This window comes from Streptomyces sparsus (genome assembly GCF_054776295.1).
Map to the genome: position 1 here is coordinate 1 of NZ_BAAHCA010000011.1, position 16632 is coordinate 16632.

The 16632-nt window shown below is 70.9% G+C and carries 13 protein-coding genes; 4 read left to right on the top strand and 9 right to left on the bottom strand.

Annotated features, from left to right (window positions below; all coding sequences use genetic code 11):
• Positions 1–237: hypothetical protein (locus ACYVE9_RS01970; RefSeq protein ID WP_461025921.1), on the top strand; the 237-nt coding region annotated here is incomplete at its 5' end.
• Between the two features lie 68 nt (positions 238–305).
• Here ACYVE9_RS01970 and ACYVE9_RS01975 read toward each other — a convergent pair.
• The 3 genes from ACYVE9_RS01975 to thyX all read right to left on the bottom strand — a co-directional run bounded on the left by ACYVE9_RS01975 (position 306) and on the right by thyX (position 3865).
• Positions 306–1991 (bottom strand): ribonuclease J, encoded by a 1686-nt coding sequence (locus ACYVE9_RS01975; protein WP_461025922.1) that lies wholly within the window; start codon positions 1989–1991, stop codon positions 306–308.
• Positions 1992–2116: 125 nt separating this feature from the next.
• Entirely contained in the window at positions 2117–3016 is a 900-nt protein-coding gene (gene dapA, locus ACYVE9_RS01980; protein ID WP_461025923.1) for a 4-hydroxy-tetrahydrodipicolinate synthase, read from the bottom strand.
• Between the two features lie 156 nt (positions 3017–3172).
• Complete coding sequence (gene thyX / locus ACYVE9_RS01985; RefSeq protein ID WP_461025945.1) at positions 3173–3865, bottom strand: FAD-dependent thymidylate synthase; 693 nt, start codon at positions 3863–3865, stop codon at positions 3173–3175.
• A gap of 271 nt (positions 3866–4136) precedes the next feature.
• Between thyX and ACYVE9_RS01990 the strand changes: the two genes are divergently transcribed.
• Both ACYVE9_RS01990 and ACYVE9_RS01995 read left to right on the top strand, forming a co-directional pair.
• Entirely contained in the window at positions 4137–4376 is a 240-nt protein-coding gene (locus ACYVE9_RS01990; RefSeq protein WP_461025924.1) for a hypothetical protein, read from the top strand.
• Between the two features lie 127 nt (positions 4377–4503).
• The gene (locus ACYVE9_RS01995; RefSeq protein ID WP_461025925.1) at positions 4504–5058 is read left to right on the top strand and encodes a hypothetical protein; all 555 of its coding nucleotides are present in this window, start codon (positions 4504–4506) and stop codon (positions 5056–5058) included.
• Between the two features lie 55 nt (positions 5059–5113).
• Here ACYVE9_RS01995 and ACYVE9_RS02000 read toward each other — a convergent pair whose 3' ends face one another.
• The 6 genes from ACYVE9_RS02000 to eccD all read right to left on the bottom strand — a co-directional run bounded on the left by ACYVE9_RS02000 (position 5114) and on the right by eccD (position 12361).
• Positions 5114–5572: a tetratricopeptide repeat protein gene (locus ACYVE9_RS02000; RefSeq protein WP_461025926.1), complete on the bottom strand. Its 459-nt coding sequence runs from the start codon at positions 5570–5572 to the stop codon at positions 5114–5116.
• Between the two features lie 12 nt (positions 5573–5584).
• The gene (gene dapB, locus ACYVE9_RS02005) at positions 5585–6340 is read right to left on the bottom strand and encodes a 4-hydroxy-tetrahydrodipicolinate reductase (protein WP_461025946.1); all 756 of its coding nucleotides are present in this window, start codon (positions 6338–6340) and stop codon (positions 5585–5587) included.
• A gap of 74 nt (positions 6341–6414) precedes the next feature.
• A complete protein-coding gene (locus ACYVE9_RS02010; RefSeq protein WP_461025927.1) occupies positions 6415–7803 on the bottom strand; it encodes a M16 family metallopeptidase in 1389 nt (462 codons plus the stop codon).
• Complete coding sequence (locus tag ACYVE9_RS02015; protein WP_461025947.1) at positions 7800–10022, bottom strand: polyribonucleotide nucleotidyltransferase; 2223 nt, start codon at positions 10020–10022, stop codon at positions 7800–7802. Before ACYVE9_RS02015 ends, ACYVE9_RS02010 begins: the two co-directional genes overlap by 4 nt.
• Before the next feature lie 265 nt (positions 10023–10287).
• Positions 10288–10578, bottom strand: a complete 291-nt coding sequence (gene rpsO, locus ACYVE9_RS02020; protein ID WP_461025928.1) for a 30S ribosomal protein S15 — start codon at positions 10576–10578, stop codon at positions 10288–10290.
• A 295-nt stretch (positions 10579–10873) separates the two neighbouring features.
• Positions 10874–12361 carry a type VII secretion integral membrane protein EccD gene (eccD, locus tag ACYVE9_RS02025; RefSeq protein ID WP_461025929.1) on the bottom strand — a complete coding sequence of 496 codons (1488 nt, stop codon included), beginning with the start codon at positions 12359–12361 and terminating at the stop codon, positions 10874–10876.
• A 221-nt stretch (positions 12362–12582) separates the two neighbouring features.
• On the opposite strand from eccD, the gene eccCa reads away from it, so the two are divergent.
• Complete coding sequence (gene eccCa / locus ACYVE9_RS02030; RefSeq protein WP_461025930.1) at positions 12583–16539, top strand: type VII secretion protein EccCa; 3957 nt, start codon at positions 12583–12585, stop codon at positions 16537–16539.
• Positions 16540–16632 lie beyond the last annotated feature (93 nt).

Genomic DNA, 16632 nt, shown 5'->3' on the forward strand with positions numbered 1-16632 from the left:
GGACGCTTCCTTCGGATTCCCTTCCGGGTCTCCTCCGGGCGCTTCCCTTCGGTGTCTCCAACCTTACCAGACTTTCACCGGCTGATTTTCTTTCCGGTTTCTGCTCTGAGGGCGTTGGATTCCCTTTGCCTTTCGGCGCTCTCCGACTTTATCAGACTGATTCGGTCGGATTTCCCGTTCCGCTGGTCCGTGCTGACGCACAACCGTGCGCCGGTGGTCCCTGCGGTGGAGACGTAAACGTACTGGAGGGGGGCACCCCGATGCAAATCGAGGTGCCCCCCTCCTGAACGGGAGGTGACGGGAGGTCAGACCTCCACCACGACCGGGAGGATCATCGGCCGGCGACGGTAGTTGTCGGAGACCCACTTGCCCATCGTCCGGCGGATCAGCTGCTGGAGCTGCCGTACCTCGGCGACCCCGTCCTGCGCGGCGCGGGCCAGTGCCTCGTCGATCTTCGGCAGCACGGAACTGAAGTCGGCGTCGTCGATGCCGGAGCCGCGCGCCTGGATGTGCGGTCCGCCGGTGATCTTGCCGCTGCTGCTGTCGACCACCACGAACACCGAGATGATGCCCTCGTCCCCGAGGATGCGGCGGTCCTTCAGTGCCGCGTCGGTCACGTCGCCGACCGAGAGGCCGTCCACGTAGACGTAGCCGGCCTGGACCTTGCCGACGATGTTGGCCTTGCCCTTGACGAGGTCGACCACCACGCCGTCCTCGGCGATGACCACCCGGTCGTGCGGCACTCCGGTGAGTGCGCCCAGCTCCGCGTTGGCCCGCAGGTGCCGCCACTCACCGTGCACCGGCATGAGGTTGCGCGGCTGGCAGATGTTGTAGAAGTACAGCAGCTCGCCGGCCGAGGCGTGCCCGGAGACGTGCACCTTGGCGTTGCCCTTGTGCACCACGTTGGCGCCCCACCGGGTGAGCCCGTTGATCACCCGGTAGACGGCGTTCTCGTTGCCGGGGATCAGCGACGACGCCAGGATCACCGTGTCACCCGGCACGATGCGGATCTGGTGGTCGCGGTTGGCCATCCGGGACAGGGCCGCCATCGGCTCGCCCTGGGAGCCGGTGCACACCAGCACCACCTGGCTGTCGGGCAGGTCGTCGAGCGTCTTCACGTCGACGACGAGTCCGCCGGGGACCTTGAGGTAGCCCAGTTCGCGGGCGATGCCCATGTTGCGGACCATCGAGCGGCCGACGAAGGCGACGCGACGGCCGTTCTCGTGCGCCGCGTCGAGGATCTGCTGGATGCGGTGCACGTGGCTGGCGAAGCTGGCGACGATGATCCGCTTCTGGGCACCGGCGAAGACCTGCCGCAGCACCTGCGAGATGTCCCGCTCGGGCGGGACGAAGCCGGGCACCTCGGCGTTGGTGGAGTCGGACAGCAGCAGGTCGATGCCCTCCTCCCCCAGGCGCGAGAAGGCCCGCAGGTCGGTGAGGCGGCCGTCGAGCGGCAGCTGGTCCATCTTGAAGTCGCCGGTGTGCACCACGAGCCCGGCCGGGGTGCGGATGGCGACCGCCAGCGCGTCCGGGATCGAGTGGTTGACGGAGACGAACTCGCACTCGAAGGGGCCGATGCGTTCGCGGTGGCCCTCCTTCACCTCCAGCGTGTACGGCCGGATCCGGTGCTCCTGGAGCTTGGCCTCGATGAGCGCCAGGGTCAGCTTGGAGCCGATCAGCGGGATGTCCGCCTTCTCACGCAGCAGGAAGGGGACACCGCCGATGTGGTCCTCGTGGCCGTGGGTGAGCACGATGCCGTCGATGTCGTCGAGGCGGTCCCGGATGGACGTGAAGTCCGGCAGGATCAGGTCGATGCCCGGCTGCTCCTCCTCGGGGAAGAGCACACCGCAGTCGACGATCAGCAGGCGACCGCCGTACTCGAAGACGGTCATGTTGCGGCCGATCTCACCGAGGCCGCCCAGCGGAGTGACCCGCAGGCCGCCTTCGGGAAGCTGCGGCGGAGCGCCGAGCTCGGGGTGTGGATGACTCAAAAGACTCTCCTCACCACAGGCGCCACGCGCCCTGGGGAGGCCGCGTGGCGCATGCGATCTTGTGCACTTGCAGTTGTTGGTCCGTGTTCAGTTGTGAAGTCTGTGGCTCAGAGGACGGCAGCGGTTCACAGGTGGACACCGCCGGCTGCCAGGTCGCGCCTGAGCTGCACGGTCTCCTCGTCGGTGAGTTCCACCAGGGGCAGCCGCAGCGGCCCGGCGGGCAGGCCCTGCAGGTTGAGCGCCGCCTTGGTGGTGATCACACCCTGGGTGCGGAACATGCCGGTGAAGACGGGCAGCAGCTTCTGGTGGATCTCCGTCGCCTTGGTGACGTCGCCCTGGAGGTAGGCGTCGAGCATCGCCCGCAGCTCCGGCGAGACGACGTGCCCGACGACCGACACGAAGCCGACCGCGCCGACGGACAGCAGCGGCAGGTTCAGCATGTCGTCACCGGAGTACCAGGCCAGGCCGGTGGCCGCGATGGCCCAGCTGGCCCGGCCGAGGTCGCCCTTGGCGTCCTTGTTGGCGACGACACGCGGGTGCTCGGCCAACCGGACCATGGTCTCGGTGTTGATCGGCACTCCGGACCGGCCGGGGATGTCGTACAGCATCACCGGCAGCTCGGTGGCGTCGGCGATCGCGGTGAAGTGCCGGTACAGGCCCTCCTGAGGGGGCTTGTTGTAGTACGGCGTCACCGCGAGCAGGCCGTGCGCGCCGGCCTGCTCGGCGGCGCGGGCGAGCGCCACGCTGTGCCGGGTGTCGTTGGTGCCGGCTCCGGCGACCACGTGGGCGCGGTCGCCGACCGCTTCCGCCACGACCCTGACGAGCTCGGCTTTCTCCGCATCGCTGGTGGTCGGGGACTCGCCGGTGGTGCCGTTGACGATCAGGCCGTCATTGCCGGAGTCCACCAGGTGGGCAGCAAGACGCTGCGCGCCGTCGAGGTCGAGAACGCCGTCCGCAGTGAACGGCGTGACCATCGCGGTCAGGACCCGCCCGAAGGGCGTCTGCGGTGTGGAGGTCGGAGCCATGGGTCCCACGCTACTCGCAGCTCCCTGCCGAGCGCTCCCTCGGGTCGGCCGGATATGGACCCGGCACTGCCTGCTCGGGGGTTCACGCAGTGCCGGGTCCGTGTATTCAGCCTAGATGAACTTTGCGAACTGCCGCAATCCGGACACAACGGACAGTCAGGGGGCGACGCGTCCGTTGGCATTGAAGGCGCTGTGCGTCAGCGGCATCAGCTTCGCCCATTCGGCCTCCATCAGTTCGGCGACCATCTCGATCTCCCGCTGCGGGAACGACGGCACCGACGCCATCTCGTGCTGGGTCCGCAGGCCGAGGAAGTGCATCAGCGAGCGGGCGTTGCAGGTGGCGTACATGGACGAGTAGAGACCCACGGGCAGGGTGGCACGGGCGACCTCGCGGGCGACGCCGGCCTCCAGCATCTCCTGGTACGCGGCATAGGACCGCTGGTACGAGTCCCGCATCGACTCCTCGACCAGTTTCAGCTGCCCGGGGGTGCCCTCGACGAACTCGTACTTGCCGGGACGGCCCTGCTGGACGAGGCGGCGCTCCGCGTCGGGCACGTAGAAAACCGGCTCCAGACGGCGGTAGCGACCGCTCTCCTCGTTGTACGACCAGCCGACCCGGTGCCGGTGGAACTCCCGGAAGACGAACAGCGGCGCGCTGACGAAGAAGGTCATCGAGTTGTGCTCGAAAGGGCTGCCGTGCCGGTCGCGCATCAGGTAGTTGATCAGGCCCTTCGACCGCTCCGGGTCCTTCTGCAACTCCTCCAGCGACTGCTCACCGGCAGTGGAGACGCGGGCCGCCCAGAGCACGTCGGTGTCGGCGGCGCTGTGCTTGACCAGCTCCACGGTCATGTCACTGCGGAAGCGGGGGGTGTCGGTCACCGGCGGTCCTAACGGTGCGGAAGCGTGGAAGGCGCCCAGCCTAAGTCGGTTCGGGCCGGGGACGGAAACGGACGGGTAAGGGTGCCGCGGGCGGCGTCGGGTACAGGCCAAGGTGGGCGGCTTCACCAGGAAGTCACCCGTAGAGGCAACTTCTGGCGCGTTTCGTCCGTCTGTCACTGCAGAAGCACCCGTCGTCCGACACACCGCGTACGACGTACGACCGATTGGGGTTGAGAACACCATGTTCCGCCGCGGAGAACCCGTCCCGTTCGCCTTCGTCGCCGAGGCAGACCGGTTCCGCAGCAACGTCACTCCGCCACCGCCCGAACGCGCCTCCCTCGGCCAGCTCGCCGGGCGTGCGCTCATCGGCTTCGTCGTGATCGGCGGTCTTGCCGGATCGCTGCTCCTCGGCATGCCGGCGCTCGACGTCGAACAGCAGGGCGACCAGGTGCAGCGGCAGAACGCCTCCGAACGCCGCTGACCTCCGGCGGGCACGCCGGGTCGGGCCCTGATGTGGTTCTCACCGCACGGCCCCGATAGCCTCACCGCTCACAGGGCGCCACAACGGTGTCCTGCCGCATGATCCGGATCGCGAGCGAGGACCCGTCGTGCCCCTGCCTTTCCTTACCGCCGAACGCGAGCTCAGCGCGCCCTTCGATCCGTCGGACGAGCCGCTGCCCCACGCAGATCCCGGCTACTGGCGCCGGCCGTACCGCCCGGGACCGTGGCGGGTGGCCGGTGCCGCGCTGCTGCTCCTGCTCGCCGCCTACCTGCTGATCTCCGCCGTGGTGATCGCGCTCGCCGGCACGCTGGGTGGCGCGGGCGTGTGCGTCGGCACGGCCGCCGTGGTGGTCACGCTCGCCCTGCGGCTGCTGCGGGTGGGCATCTGGGTGAGCTCCCACGGCCTGCGCCAGGTCGCCTTCCTGCGGACGGTGACGCTGACCTGGCCGCAGGTCGCCGCCGTGCGCACGGTGCAGCAGCCGGTGCGGTGGATGGGGCTGCCGCGCACGGTCCAGGGTCAGGCACTGGCCGTGGAGCGCACCGGTGGCGGCACGCTGCGCACGCTGCTGACCGACCACAACGCCGACTTCCTCGCCAAGCCCGAGGCGTTCGACCGGGCGGCCGACGTGCTGGAGGCCTGGGCGGCGGACTACCGCCGCTGACCGGACGCCGGTCGCGCTGCTCCTGCCACCGTCCGCCGGACCGTCGGGACGACGGTCAGCTCGGGGCGTCGCCGCTCCCCTGGCGGTGCAGTGCGATCGCCCGCTGCATGGCCTTGCGGGCCCGCGGTGTGTCCCGGGCGTCGTGGTAGGCGACCGCGAGCCGGAACCAGCTGCGCCAGTCCTCCGGGTGGGCCTCCGTCTCGGCCTTGCGCACGGCGAACACCGCGTCGGCCGACTCGCGGACCACCCGGCCGCCCGGGGTGCGCTCCAGCTCGTCGACGGGCAGCCCGCCCTCCGCCTCCAGCTGCCTGGCCAGCCGCCCGGCCTGCTGGGCGAAGCGGGTGCTGTGCCAGAGGAACCAGATGCCGATGAGCGGCAGCACCAGTACCGCGATGCCGAACGGCACCGTGACGGCCGTGCCCTGCCGGATCAGCACCACGCCCCGCCCGCCGGCCAGCACGAAGTAGACGACCAGCACGGCGGCCAGGACGAAGTACGTGAGCTTTGCGCGCATCGCCGTCGTGCCTCAGCCGTCCAGGTCGAGGAAGTGCTCCAGGCCGAACGTCAGCCCAGGCGTGTCGACCACACGGCGGATACCGAGCAGTACGCCCGGCATGAAGGACGAGCGGTCCATGGAGTCGTGCCGGATGGTGAGCGTCTCGCCCTCGCCGCCCAGCAGCACCTCCTGGTGCGCGACCAGGCCGCGCAGGCGTACCGCGTGCACCGGGACGCCGTCCACGTCCGCGCCCCGGGCGCCGTCGAGTGCGGTGCTGGTCGCGTCCGGCTGCGGCGGGCAGCCCGCCTCTGCCCGGGCCGCGGCCATCAGCTGGGCGGTGCGGACCGCGGTTCCGCTGGGCGCGTCGGCCTTGCCGGGGTGGTGCAGCTCGACGACCTCCGCGGACTCGAAGTAGCGGGCGGCCTGCTGGGCGAAGCGCATGGCGAGCACCGCGCCGATACCGAAGTTGGGGGCGATCAGCACGCCGGTGGACGGGTTGGCGTCCAGTTGGCCGCGCAGGTCGGTGAGGCGCTGCTCGGTCCAGCCGGTGGTGCCGACGACGGCGTGGATGCCGTTCCGGACGCAGAACGTGAGGTTCTCCATCACCGAGTCCGGGTGGGTCAGCTCCACGGCCACGTCGGTCTCGGACGCGGTGAGCTTCTCCAGCGCGTCCCCCCGGCCGAGTGCCGCGACCAGATCGAGGTCGTCGGCGGCGGTCACCGCCCGGACCGCCTCGGCGCCCATTCGGCCGGTCGCGCCGATCACGGCCACACGCAGCTTGCGCACGTCGGTCATCGTCTCTCTTTCCTCTGCGTTCGGGGCGGTCACGCGGACCGCTTCTCGCGGGGTGTCCGCCGGCGTCAGGACAGGGCGTCGTGCAGGCGGGTGGACTGCTTGTCGGTGAGCGGGCCGATGACGGCGAGGGACGGCTGCCGGCCCAGTACGTCGGCCGCGACGTCCCGGATCTCGTCGGGCGTGACCGCCGCGATCCGCCCGAGCATGTCGTCCACCGACATCTGCTCGCCCCAGCACAGTTCACTCTTGCCGATCCGGTGCATCAGCGCGCCGGTGTCCTCCAGGCCGAGCACGGTGGAGCCGGAGAGCTGGCCGACGGCCCGGCTGAGTTCCTCGTCCGTCAGGCCGTGCTCGGCGACCTGGGCGAGTTCGTCCCGGCAGATCTTCAGCACGTCCGGCACCTGGGCGGGACGGCAGCCGGCGTAGACACCGAACAGTCCGCAGTCGGCGAAGCCGGAGGTGTGCGAGTACACCGAGTAGGCCAGTCCGCGCTTCTCCCGGATCTCCTGGAACAGCCGGGAGCTCATACCGCCGCCGAGGGCGGCGTTGAGCACACCGAGCGCCCAGCGGCGTTCGTCGGTCCGGGCCAGGCCGGGCATGCCGAGCAGCATGTGCGCCTGTTCGGTGCGGCCGCCCAGCAGCTCGGCCCGGCTGCCGCCGCGGATTTGGCGGCTGCCGGCACGCGGCGGTACCGGCTCCGCGTCGGTGCGTTCGAGCGCGCCGGCCGCGTCGAAGGCGACGCGCACCTGCTCGACGACGGCGGTGTGGTCGACGTTGCCGGCGGCGGCGACCACCAGGTGGGTGGGGTCGTAGTGCCTGCGGTAGAAGCGCGCGACCCGGTCCCGGGTCAGGGCGTTGACCGTGTCGACGGTGCCCAGCACCGGGCGGCCCAGCGGGGTGTCGCCGAAGAGGGTCCGGGCGAAGAGGTCGTGCACGCAGTCGCCGGGGTCGTCCTCGGTCATGGCGATCTCTTCGAGGATGACACCACGCTCGGCGTCGATGTCCTCCTGCCGGATGACCGAGCCGGTGAGCATGTCGCAGACCACGTCGATGGCCAGCGGCAGGTCGGTGTCGAGGACCCGCGCGTAGTAGCAGGTGTACTCCTTGGCGGTGAAGGCGTTCATCTCACCGCCCACGGCGTCCAGCGCCGCGGAGATGTCCAGGGCGCTGCGCCGCCGGGTGCCCTTGAAGAGCAGGTGCTCCAGGTAGTGGGTCGCACCGCCCAGGGCCGGCGTCTCGTCGCGGGAACCGACGTGCGCCCAGATGCCGAAGGTGGCCGAGCGCACGGTGGGCAGGGTCTCGGTGACGACCCGGAGTCCGCCCGGCAGTACCGTCCTGCGCACGGTGCCGGCGCCGTTCTCCCCCGTGATGAGGGTTTCGGTGCCGACCGGGGTACGGGCGACGGCCCGCCCCTCGGAGGAGGGGCGGGCCGTCGTACGAGGCGTACGCGTCACTGGTCGGCGTCGTCCTTCTTGTCGTCCTGCTCGCCCTCGGCCTCGTCCAGGACGGGGATCAGGGAGAGCTTGCCGCGCTGGTCGATCTCGGCGATCTCGACCTGGACCTTCTGGCCCACGCCGACGACGTCCTCGACGTTCTCGACGCGCTTGCCGCCGGCGAGCTTGCGGATCTGCGAGATGTGCAGCAGACCGTCCTTGCCGGGGAGCAGCGAGACGAAGGCGCCGAAGGTGGTCGTCTTGACGACCGTGCCCAGGTAGCGCTCGCCGACCTCGGGCATCGTCGGGTTGGCGATGCCGTTGATGGTCGCGCGGGCGGCCTCGGCGGCCGGGCCGTCGGCGGCACCGATGTAGATGGTGCCGTCGTCCTCGATGGTGATGTCGGCGCCGGTGTCCTCCTGGATCTGGTTGATCATCTTGCCCTTGGGGCCGATGACCTCACCGATCTTGTCCACGGGGATCTTGACCGTGATGATCCGGGGGGCGAAGGGCGACATCTCGTCCGGGACGTCGATGGCCTCGGCCATCACGTCGAGGATGTGCAGCCGGGCGTCGCGGGCCTGCTTGAGGGCCGCGGCCAGCACGGACGCCGGGATGCCGTCCAGCTTGGTGTCGAGCTGGAGGGCCGTCACGAACTCCTTGGTGCCGGCGACCTTGAAGTCCATGTCACCGAAGGCGTCCTCCGCACCGAGGATGTCGGTGAGCGTGACGTAGTGCGTCTCGCCCTCGATCTCCTGGGAGATGAGGCCCATGGCGATGCCGGCGACGGCGGCCTTCAGCGGCACACCGGCGTTCAGCAGCGACATGGTCGCGGCGCACACCGAGCCCATGGAGGTGGACCCGTTGGAGCCGAGGGCCTCGGACACCTGCCGGATCGCGTAGGGGAACTCCTCGCGGGTCGGCAGCACGGGCACCAGCGCCCGCTCGGCGAGCGCGCCGTGCCCGATCTCGCGGCGCTTGGGCGAGCCGACGCGGCCCGTCTCACCGACGGAGTAGGGCGGGAAGTTGTAGTTGTGCATGTAGCGCTTGCGGCTGACCGGCGACAGCGTGTCGAGCATCTGCTCCATGCGGAGCATGTTCAGCGTGGTGACGCCCAGGATCTGGGTCTCGCCGCGCTCGAACAGGGCCGAACCGTGCACCCGCGGGATCGCCTCGACCTCGGCGGCGAGGGTGCGGATGTCGGTGAGCCCGCGACCGTCGATGCGGGTCTTCTCCTTGATCACGCGCTCGCGCACCAACTGCTTGGTCAGCGAGCGGTAGGCGGCGGAGATCTCCTTCTCGCGGCCCTCGAACTGCGGGAGCAGCTTCTCGGCGGCCAGCGCCTTCACGCGGTCGAGCTCGGCCTCGCGGTCCTGCTTGCCGGCGATGGTGAGCGCCTGCGCCAGCTCGTCGCGGACGGCGTTGTTCAGCGCGTCCAGCACGTCGTCCTGGTGGTCCAGGAAGACGGGGAACTCGCCGACCGGCTTGGCGGCCTTCGCGGCGAGCTCGGACTGCGCCTTGCAGAGCGCCTTGATGAAGGGCTTCGCGGCTTCCAGACCGGCGGCGACGATCTCCTCGGTCGGCGCCTCGGCGCCGCCCTTGACGAGCTCGATGGTCTTCTCGGTGGCCTCGGCCTCGACCATCATGATCGCGACGTCACCGTCGGGCAGCACCCGGCCGGCCACGACCATGTCGAAGACGGCGTCCTCGAGCTCGCTGTGCGTCGGGAAGGCGACCCACTGGCCCTTGATCAGGGCGACGCGGGTGCCGCCGATCGGGCCGGAGAAGGGCAGGCCGGCGAGCTGCGTGGAGCAGGAGGCGGCGTTGATCGCGACCACGTCGTACAGGTGGTCGGGGTTGAGCGCCATGATCGTCTCGACGATCTGGATCTCGTTGCGCAGGCCCTTCTTGAAAGAGGGGCGCAGCGGCCGGTCGATGAGCCGGCAGGTGAGGATCGCGTCCTCGGAGGGGCGGCCCTCGCGGCGGAAGAACGAGCCGGGGATCTTGCCGGCGGCGTACATCCGCTCCTCGACGTCCACCGTGAGGGGGAAGAAGTCGAGCTGGTCCTTGGGGTGCTTCGAGGCGGACGTGGCCGACAGCACCATGGTGTCGTCGTCCAGGTAGGCCACGGCCGATCCGGCGGCCTGCTTGGCCAGCCGGCCGGTCTCGAAGCGGATGGTGCGGGTGCCGAAGGTGCCGTTGTCGATGACGGCCTCGGCGTAGTGGGTCTCGTTCTCCACCAAGAAAATTTCTCCTCGTCTGCGTCCGGCGCCCGTGTGGCGGCGGACCGTCTGCAGGCGGGCGCTCCCGTTGCGGGCCGGTCTTCGATCGAAGCTCCCGGAACGTGGTGACTGTCCGGGGGCCACTACCGAGGACCGGCGTCGGGCGGGGCGCCGCGCCTCGTGCTGTGTCGTTGTGGAACCCACACTACAAAGGTTCTGTGTTCCACGAGACACGACGAAGGGAGCGGCTCCCGTCAAGGGGAACCGCTCCCTCCGTCATGTGTCAGCGGGCGCCGGCCGCGCCGCGGCGGATGCCGAGGCGGTCGACCAGAACGCGGAAGCGCTTGATGTCCTTCTTCGCCAGGTACTGCAGCAGGCGGCGGCGCTGGCCGACCAGGAGCAGCAGACCACGGCGGGAGTGGTGGTCGTGCTTGTGCGTCTTGAGGTGCTCGGTCAGGTCCGAGATGCGGCGGGACAGCAGTGCCACCTGAACCTCGGGGGAGCCGGTGTCACCCTCCTTGGTGGCGAACTCGGACATGATCGACTTCTTCGTCGCGGCGTCGAGAGAAGACACGCGTACTCCTTCAGGTGTTCTGACCTTCGCAGGCGAGCCTTCCGAGTGCCCCTGGTCTCGAACACAGCGGGCTTACGTGACTCGGGAGGCGGGTGCGTCCAGCGCTTCCCGGGCGGGTACTCCTCGTACGGCGAGTACTCCGGTTGGGTGCGTACACAAACGACCACCCAGCAGCCTACACCAGCTCTGCGGGCGGTCCGTACCCGCTCCGGGCTCACCGCACGGCACCGGTCCGGTGGCGGACGGGGGCCCGGCGGGGGGCGGTGGCGGACGGCCGGGGCGGGTCGGAGGCGCGTCAGGAGGTCATCGCGCGGGCCGAGGTGTAGACCTCGAGCACCGCCAGGGCCAGCGGGGTGAGGGACAGCAGGACCAGGCCCTCACCGATGTCGAGCAGCCGGCCCCAGAAGGGGGTGAGTCCGGCCCGGGGCACGACCAGGCCGATGGCGGTGACGGCCGCCGCCCCCGCCGCGAGGCCCGCGGCCAGCCAGAGCGTGCGCAGGTCCAGAGTGCCGTCGGCGGCGGCCGGGGTGTTGAGCGCCAGGCCGACCGCGAGCAGTGCGACCGCCGCGATGCCGGCGACCAGGGCGCAGGCGACCTGGCTGGTGTAGCGGAACAGCCGGGCCCGCATCAGCATCGCCAGACCCGCGGCGAGTGCCAGGCACTGCGCCCAGACGTTGCCGGAGAACCCCAGCGCGGCGGCCGAGCCCACCACCACCACGGAGCAGCCACCGACCAGGCCCAGCAGCACCTCGTGGCCGCGGCGGGCCTGGTGGGCGATGCGGTCGGCGTCGACCGGGCCGGGGTCGGCGGGCGCGAAGGGGTCCTCGTCGCCGCTCTGCGCGCTCTCCTGCCCGGGACGGGGCGGCGCGTAGCCGATGGGCAGCCTGGCGAACCGGGCGGACAGCCCCGGCAGGAAGGCGATCGCACCGATCGCCACCGGAGCGCAGAGCGCTGCGGCGGACAGCGGGCGGCCGTCACTGAGGATCGCTCCGAACGTGGCGAGGGTGCCGACGGCGGCCGCGACCGCGGCGGCGATGAACGGCGCGTCGCCGCTCGGCAGCGCGGCGGTCAGCGCGATCGCGGCGACCAGCACGGCCACGCACCCCAGCAGGAACTGCAACCGGCCGATGCCGTGCCCGTCCTGGAGCGGCAGCAGCCCGGATCCGGCGATCATCGCGTGCGGCAGGGCCGCCAGGCCGAGCGCGGTGGCTGAAGCCCGGTCGTCGTAGACGCGCGCCCGGACGGGGGCGAGAGCGAGCAGCAGCACGGCGGTGACGGCGGCCACGATGCCCGGCAGGCCGTGCATGTCGTGGCCCGGGTCGGCGAACCACAGCACGAACGCCATCAGCGTCAGCACCACGGCACCGCCCAGCAGTCCGGCGATCCGCATCAGCCGGTCGTCCCACAGTGTCCGGTCACGTGTCACCGCGGCGGCCACCGCGTCGGACACGTCGTCGAAGACCGCGGGCGGCAGCGAGTCGGCGAACGGACGCAGGCTCAACACCTCGCCGTCCATGACCCGTTGGGAGAGCAGGGAACGCGCCGTGTCCAGCACGGTGCCGTCCCGGCGCACCAGGTGGTAGCCCACCGGGGCGCCTTCGCCAGGGGCCTGCGCGCTCAGCCGCAGCACCTCGGGCAGCAGGTCGGCGACGGCGACGTCCTCCGGCAGGGCGACGTCGATACGGCTGTCCGGCGCGACGATGGTGACCCGGCAGAAGCCGGTCTCCGAGCCGGTGGCGGCAGCGGCCGGCGAGTAGGCCGACGCGGTTGCTGACGTACTCACGGCTTGAGTCCCCTCGTTCACCGGTGCGCACGTCGTCCCACGACGTGCACGTCCTTCACCGGACGCGCACGTCCTTCACTGGTGCGCACGGTCCGGCGGACACCCTATCGGGCCGGGTGCGTGGGTCGGGCAAGTAGGATCGCCCACCGCGGGAGGGGGCTGTTCGCCACGGGGGCGCCGGTCGCGGACCTTTCCGTTTCGTTTGAGGGATTGGTGCGCTCGTGAGCCAGATCGTCGTCAAGCGCCCACCGCGGGCACTTCCGCCCGAAGTACCCCACGAGGAGCTGCGCCTGGAGTCCCCGCCGGAACTGCCGCGGGGTCAGCAGGAGGGCGTGCTGATGCAGATCGTGCCCATGCTGGGCATGGGCGGCTCGGTGGTCTTCTTCTTCATGCCGCACATGCCGCCGTTCATGCGGATCATGGGCGCGATGATGCTGCTGTCGACGATCGCCATGGTCGTGGCGATGGTGGTCAGGTTTCGCAGAGGCACACAGGGCGAGATGGCGCAGACCCGCCGCGACTACCTCAAGTACCTCGCCCAGACCCGGCGGACGATCCGTCGCACCGCGCGCCGGCAGCGTGACGCCCAGTACTACCTGCACCCCTCACCCGACCAGCTCTGGTCACTGGTCGCCGAGGGCAGCCGGGTGTGGGAACGCCGCGTCGGCGACAAGGACTTCGCGCAGGTGCGCGTCGGCTTGGGCGCGCAGCAGCTCAGCACCCCGCTGGTCGCACCCGAGACCGCCCCGGTCGACGAGCTGGAACCGCTGACGGCCGGCGCCATGCAGCGCTTCATCACCGCACACGGCACGCTCGAAGGGCTGCCCATGGCCGTGTCGCTGCGCGCCTTCTACCACCTGACGGTCTCCGGCCGCCCCGGCTGCGTGTACGGATCCACGCGGGCGATGATCGCGCAACTCGCCGCGCTGCACTCCCCCGAGGACCTGGTGATCGCGGTCGCGGCGGGCGGCGAGGAGGCGACGGCACGCTGGCAGTGGACCAAGTGGCTGCCGCACTGCCAGCAGCCCGGCAGCGTGGACGGCGCCGGCACCCGGCGGCTGATCAGCGAGGACCCGGCAGAGCTGGAGGACCTGCTGCGCGGCCGGCTGGAGGGCCGCCCCCGGTTCAGTCCCGACGGCCAGCCCCTGCTGGACCAACCGCACCTCGTGGTGGTGCTCGACAGCGCCGTGGTCACCCCGCTGTCCGCGCTGGCCGCCCCGGAGGGCATCCAGGGCGTCACCGTCATCGAGGTCGTCTCCGGGGAACTGCCCGAGCCGCGGGGCGGACTGTCCGTTGTCGTCCGCCCCGGAGAACTGCGGCTGGAATCCGGTCGCGGCATCGTCTACGAGGGCGCACCGGACCAGCTCGCCGCCGAGGCCGCCGAGGCGCTGGCCCGGCAACTCGCCCCGCTGCGCCCGGGCAGCGGCGGGGACGACAACGAACCGCTCCTGGCCAACCTGGAGTTCACCGACCTGCTCGGCCTCGGCGACGCGGGCTCGGTGGACGTCTCGCGCACCTGGCGGCCCCGCTCGCAGGCGGACCGGCTGCGGGTGCCGATCGGCGTCGGCGAGGAGGGGCAGCCGGTGATGCTGGACCTCAAGGAGGCCGCGCAGGACGGCATGGGCCCGCACGGCCTGTGCGTCGGCGCGACCGGCTCCGGCAAGTCCGAGCTGCTGCGCACCCTCGTGCTGGGCCTCGCCGTCACGCACTCGTCCGAGACGCTCAACTTCGTGCTCGCCGACTTCAAGGGCGGCGCGACGTTCACCGGCATGTCCCAGATGCCGCACGTGTCCGCGGTCATCACCAACCTCGCCGACGACCTGACCCTCGTCGACCGCATGGGCGACTCGATCCGCGGCGAACTCAACCGCCGGCAGGAGATGCTGCGCGACGCGGGCAACTACGCCAACATCCACGACTACGAGAAGGCCAGAGCAGCCGGCGCGCCCCTCGACCCGATCGCCTCGCTGGTCATCGTCATCGACGAGTTCAGCGAACTGCTCACCGCGAAGCCCGACTTCATCGAGATGTTCATCCAGATCGGCCGTATCGGCCGCTCGCTCGGCGTGCACCTGCTGCTCGCCTCCCAGCGCCTGGAGGAGGGGCGGCTGCGCGGCCTGGAGACGTACCTCTCCTACCGCATCGGCCTGCGCACCTTCTCCGCGGCCGAGTCCCGCACCGCGCTGGGTGTGCCCGACGCCTACCACCTCCCGTCCGTGCCCGGCTCCGGCTACCTCAAGCACGGCACCGAGGAGATGGACCGCTTCAAGGCCGCCTACGTCTCCGGCGTCTACCGTCAGGGCCCCGACCGCCCGTCCGGCCAGGCCCCGACGCGACGCCGCCCGGTGCTGTTCACCGCTGCCCCCGTGCCGGTCACGTACGCCGAACCGGAGACGCGTATCCCCGCCGGAAGGACCGCGGAGGACGACGCGCTGGCCGACACCGTGCTCGACGTCGTCGTGCGCCGCCTGGAAGGCCAGGGCACCCCGGCCCACCAGGTGTGGCTGCCGCCGCTGGACTCCGCGCCGCCCCTGGACGAACTGCTGCCCGGCCTCGCCGCGGTGGACGGCCGCGGACTGGCCTCGCCGGACTTCCGCGGCAACGGCCGGCTCCAGGTGCCGCTCGGCCTGGTGGACAAGCCGTTCGAGCAGCGCCGCGACCTGCTGGTACGGGACTTCTCCGGCGCCGCGGGCCACATGCTGGTGGTGGGCGGACCGCAGTCGGGCAAGTCGACCCTGCTGCGCACCCTCGTCTCCGCTTTCGCCCTCACCCACACCCCGTCCGAAGTGCAGTTCTACGGACTGGACTTCGGCGGTGGCGGCATGTCCTCCCTCGCCGGCCTGCCGCACGTCGGAGGCATCGCCTCCCGGCTCGACCCGGAGAAGGTGCGGCGGACCGTGGCGGAGGTCGCAGGCATCCTCGCCCGACGCGAGGAGTACTTCAACGCCCGCGGCATCGACTCGATCGGCACCTTCCGGCGCCGTCGCGCCCGCGGCGAGATCACCGACCAGCCGTGGGGCGACGTGTTCCTCGTCATCGACGGCTGGGGCAACTTCCGCACCGAGTACGAGATGATGGAACCCGTCATCAACGACCTCGCCGGCCGCGGACTGGGCTACGGCATCCACCTGGTGATCGGTGCCTCCCGCGGCATGGAGGTGCGGGCCGCGCTCAAGGACCAGCTGATGAACCGGCTGGAACTGAGGCTCGGCGACACCATGGACTCCGACTTCGACCGCCAGGTCGCGGCCAACGTGCCGCCCGGCATGCCGGGACGGGGCCAGACCCCGGAGAAGCTGCACTTCATGGCGGCCGTGCCGCGCATCGACGGCGTGACGTCCGACGAGGAACTGTCCGACGCCACCGACGCGATGACCGCCGCCGTCTCCGCCACCTGGACCGGCGCCCGCGCACCGGCGGTCCGGCTCCTGCCCCGCGAACTGCCCGCCGCGCAACTGCCGAAGGGCAGCGAGGAACCCGCGCGCGGCGTCGCCTTCGCCATCGGCGAGAGCGATCTAGAACCGGTCTTCGTCGACTTCGAGACCGACCCGTTCTTCCTGGTGTTCGGCGACAGCGAGTCCGGCAAGACGAACCTGCTGCGACTGCTGGCCAAGCAGATCACCGAGCGGTACACCCCCGACGAGGCGAAGATCGTCGTCGGCGACTACCGGCGGTCGCTGCTCGGCAGCATCCCGGACACCCACCTGCTGGAGTACGCCCCCATGTCGAGCGCCATGGAGGCGCACATGAACGCGCTCCGCGACCTGATGAACCGCCGCGCGCCCGCGCCGGACGTGACGCCGCAGCAGCTCCGCGACCGCAGCTGGTGGCAGGGGCCGAAGGTGTTCATCGTGGTCGACGACTACGAGCTGGTCTCCACCTCCAGCGGCAACCCGCTGGCGGTCCTCACCGAGCACCTGCCGTTCGCCCGGGACATCGGCGTCCGCTTCGTCATCGCCCGCAGCGCCGCGGGCGCCTCACGCTCCATGTACGAGCCCTTCATGCAGCGGATGAAGGAACTCGGCGCACAGGGCGTCGTGCTCTCCGGCGACCCGGGTGAGGGCGACATCCTCGGCAACGTGCGGGCCAGGCCCATGCCCGTCGGAAGGGGCTTCTTCGTCTCCCGCAAACGGGGGGCACCGCTCGTCCAGCTCGGCTGGCTGCCCGAGGAGCGGTGACCTCGCTTCGTCGGGTGACGGCCCTCGGACAGGCCGGCGGCCGGGACGGCCAGGGGTGGACGGACGAGTGATCCGGCCGGGGCGCGGTAGGAA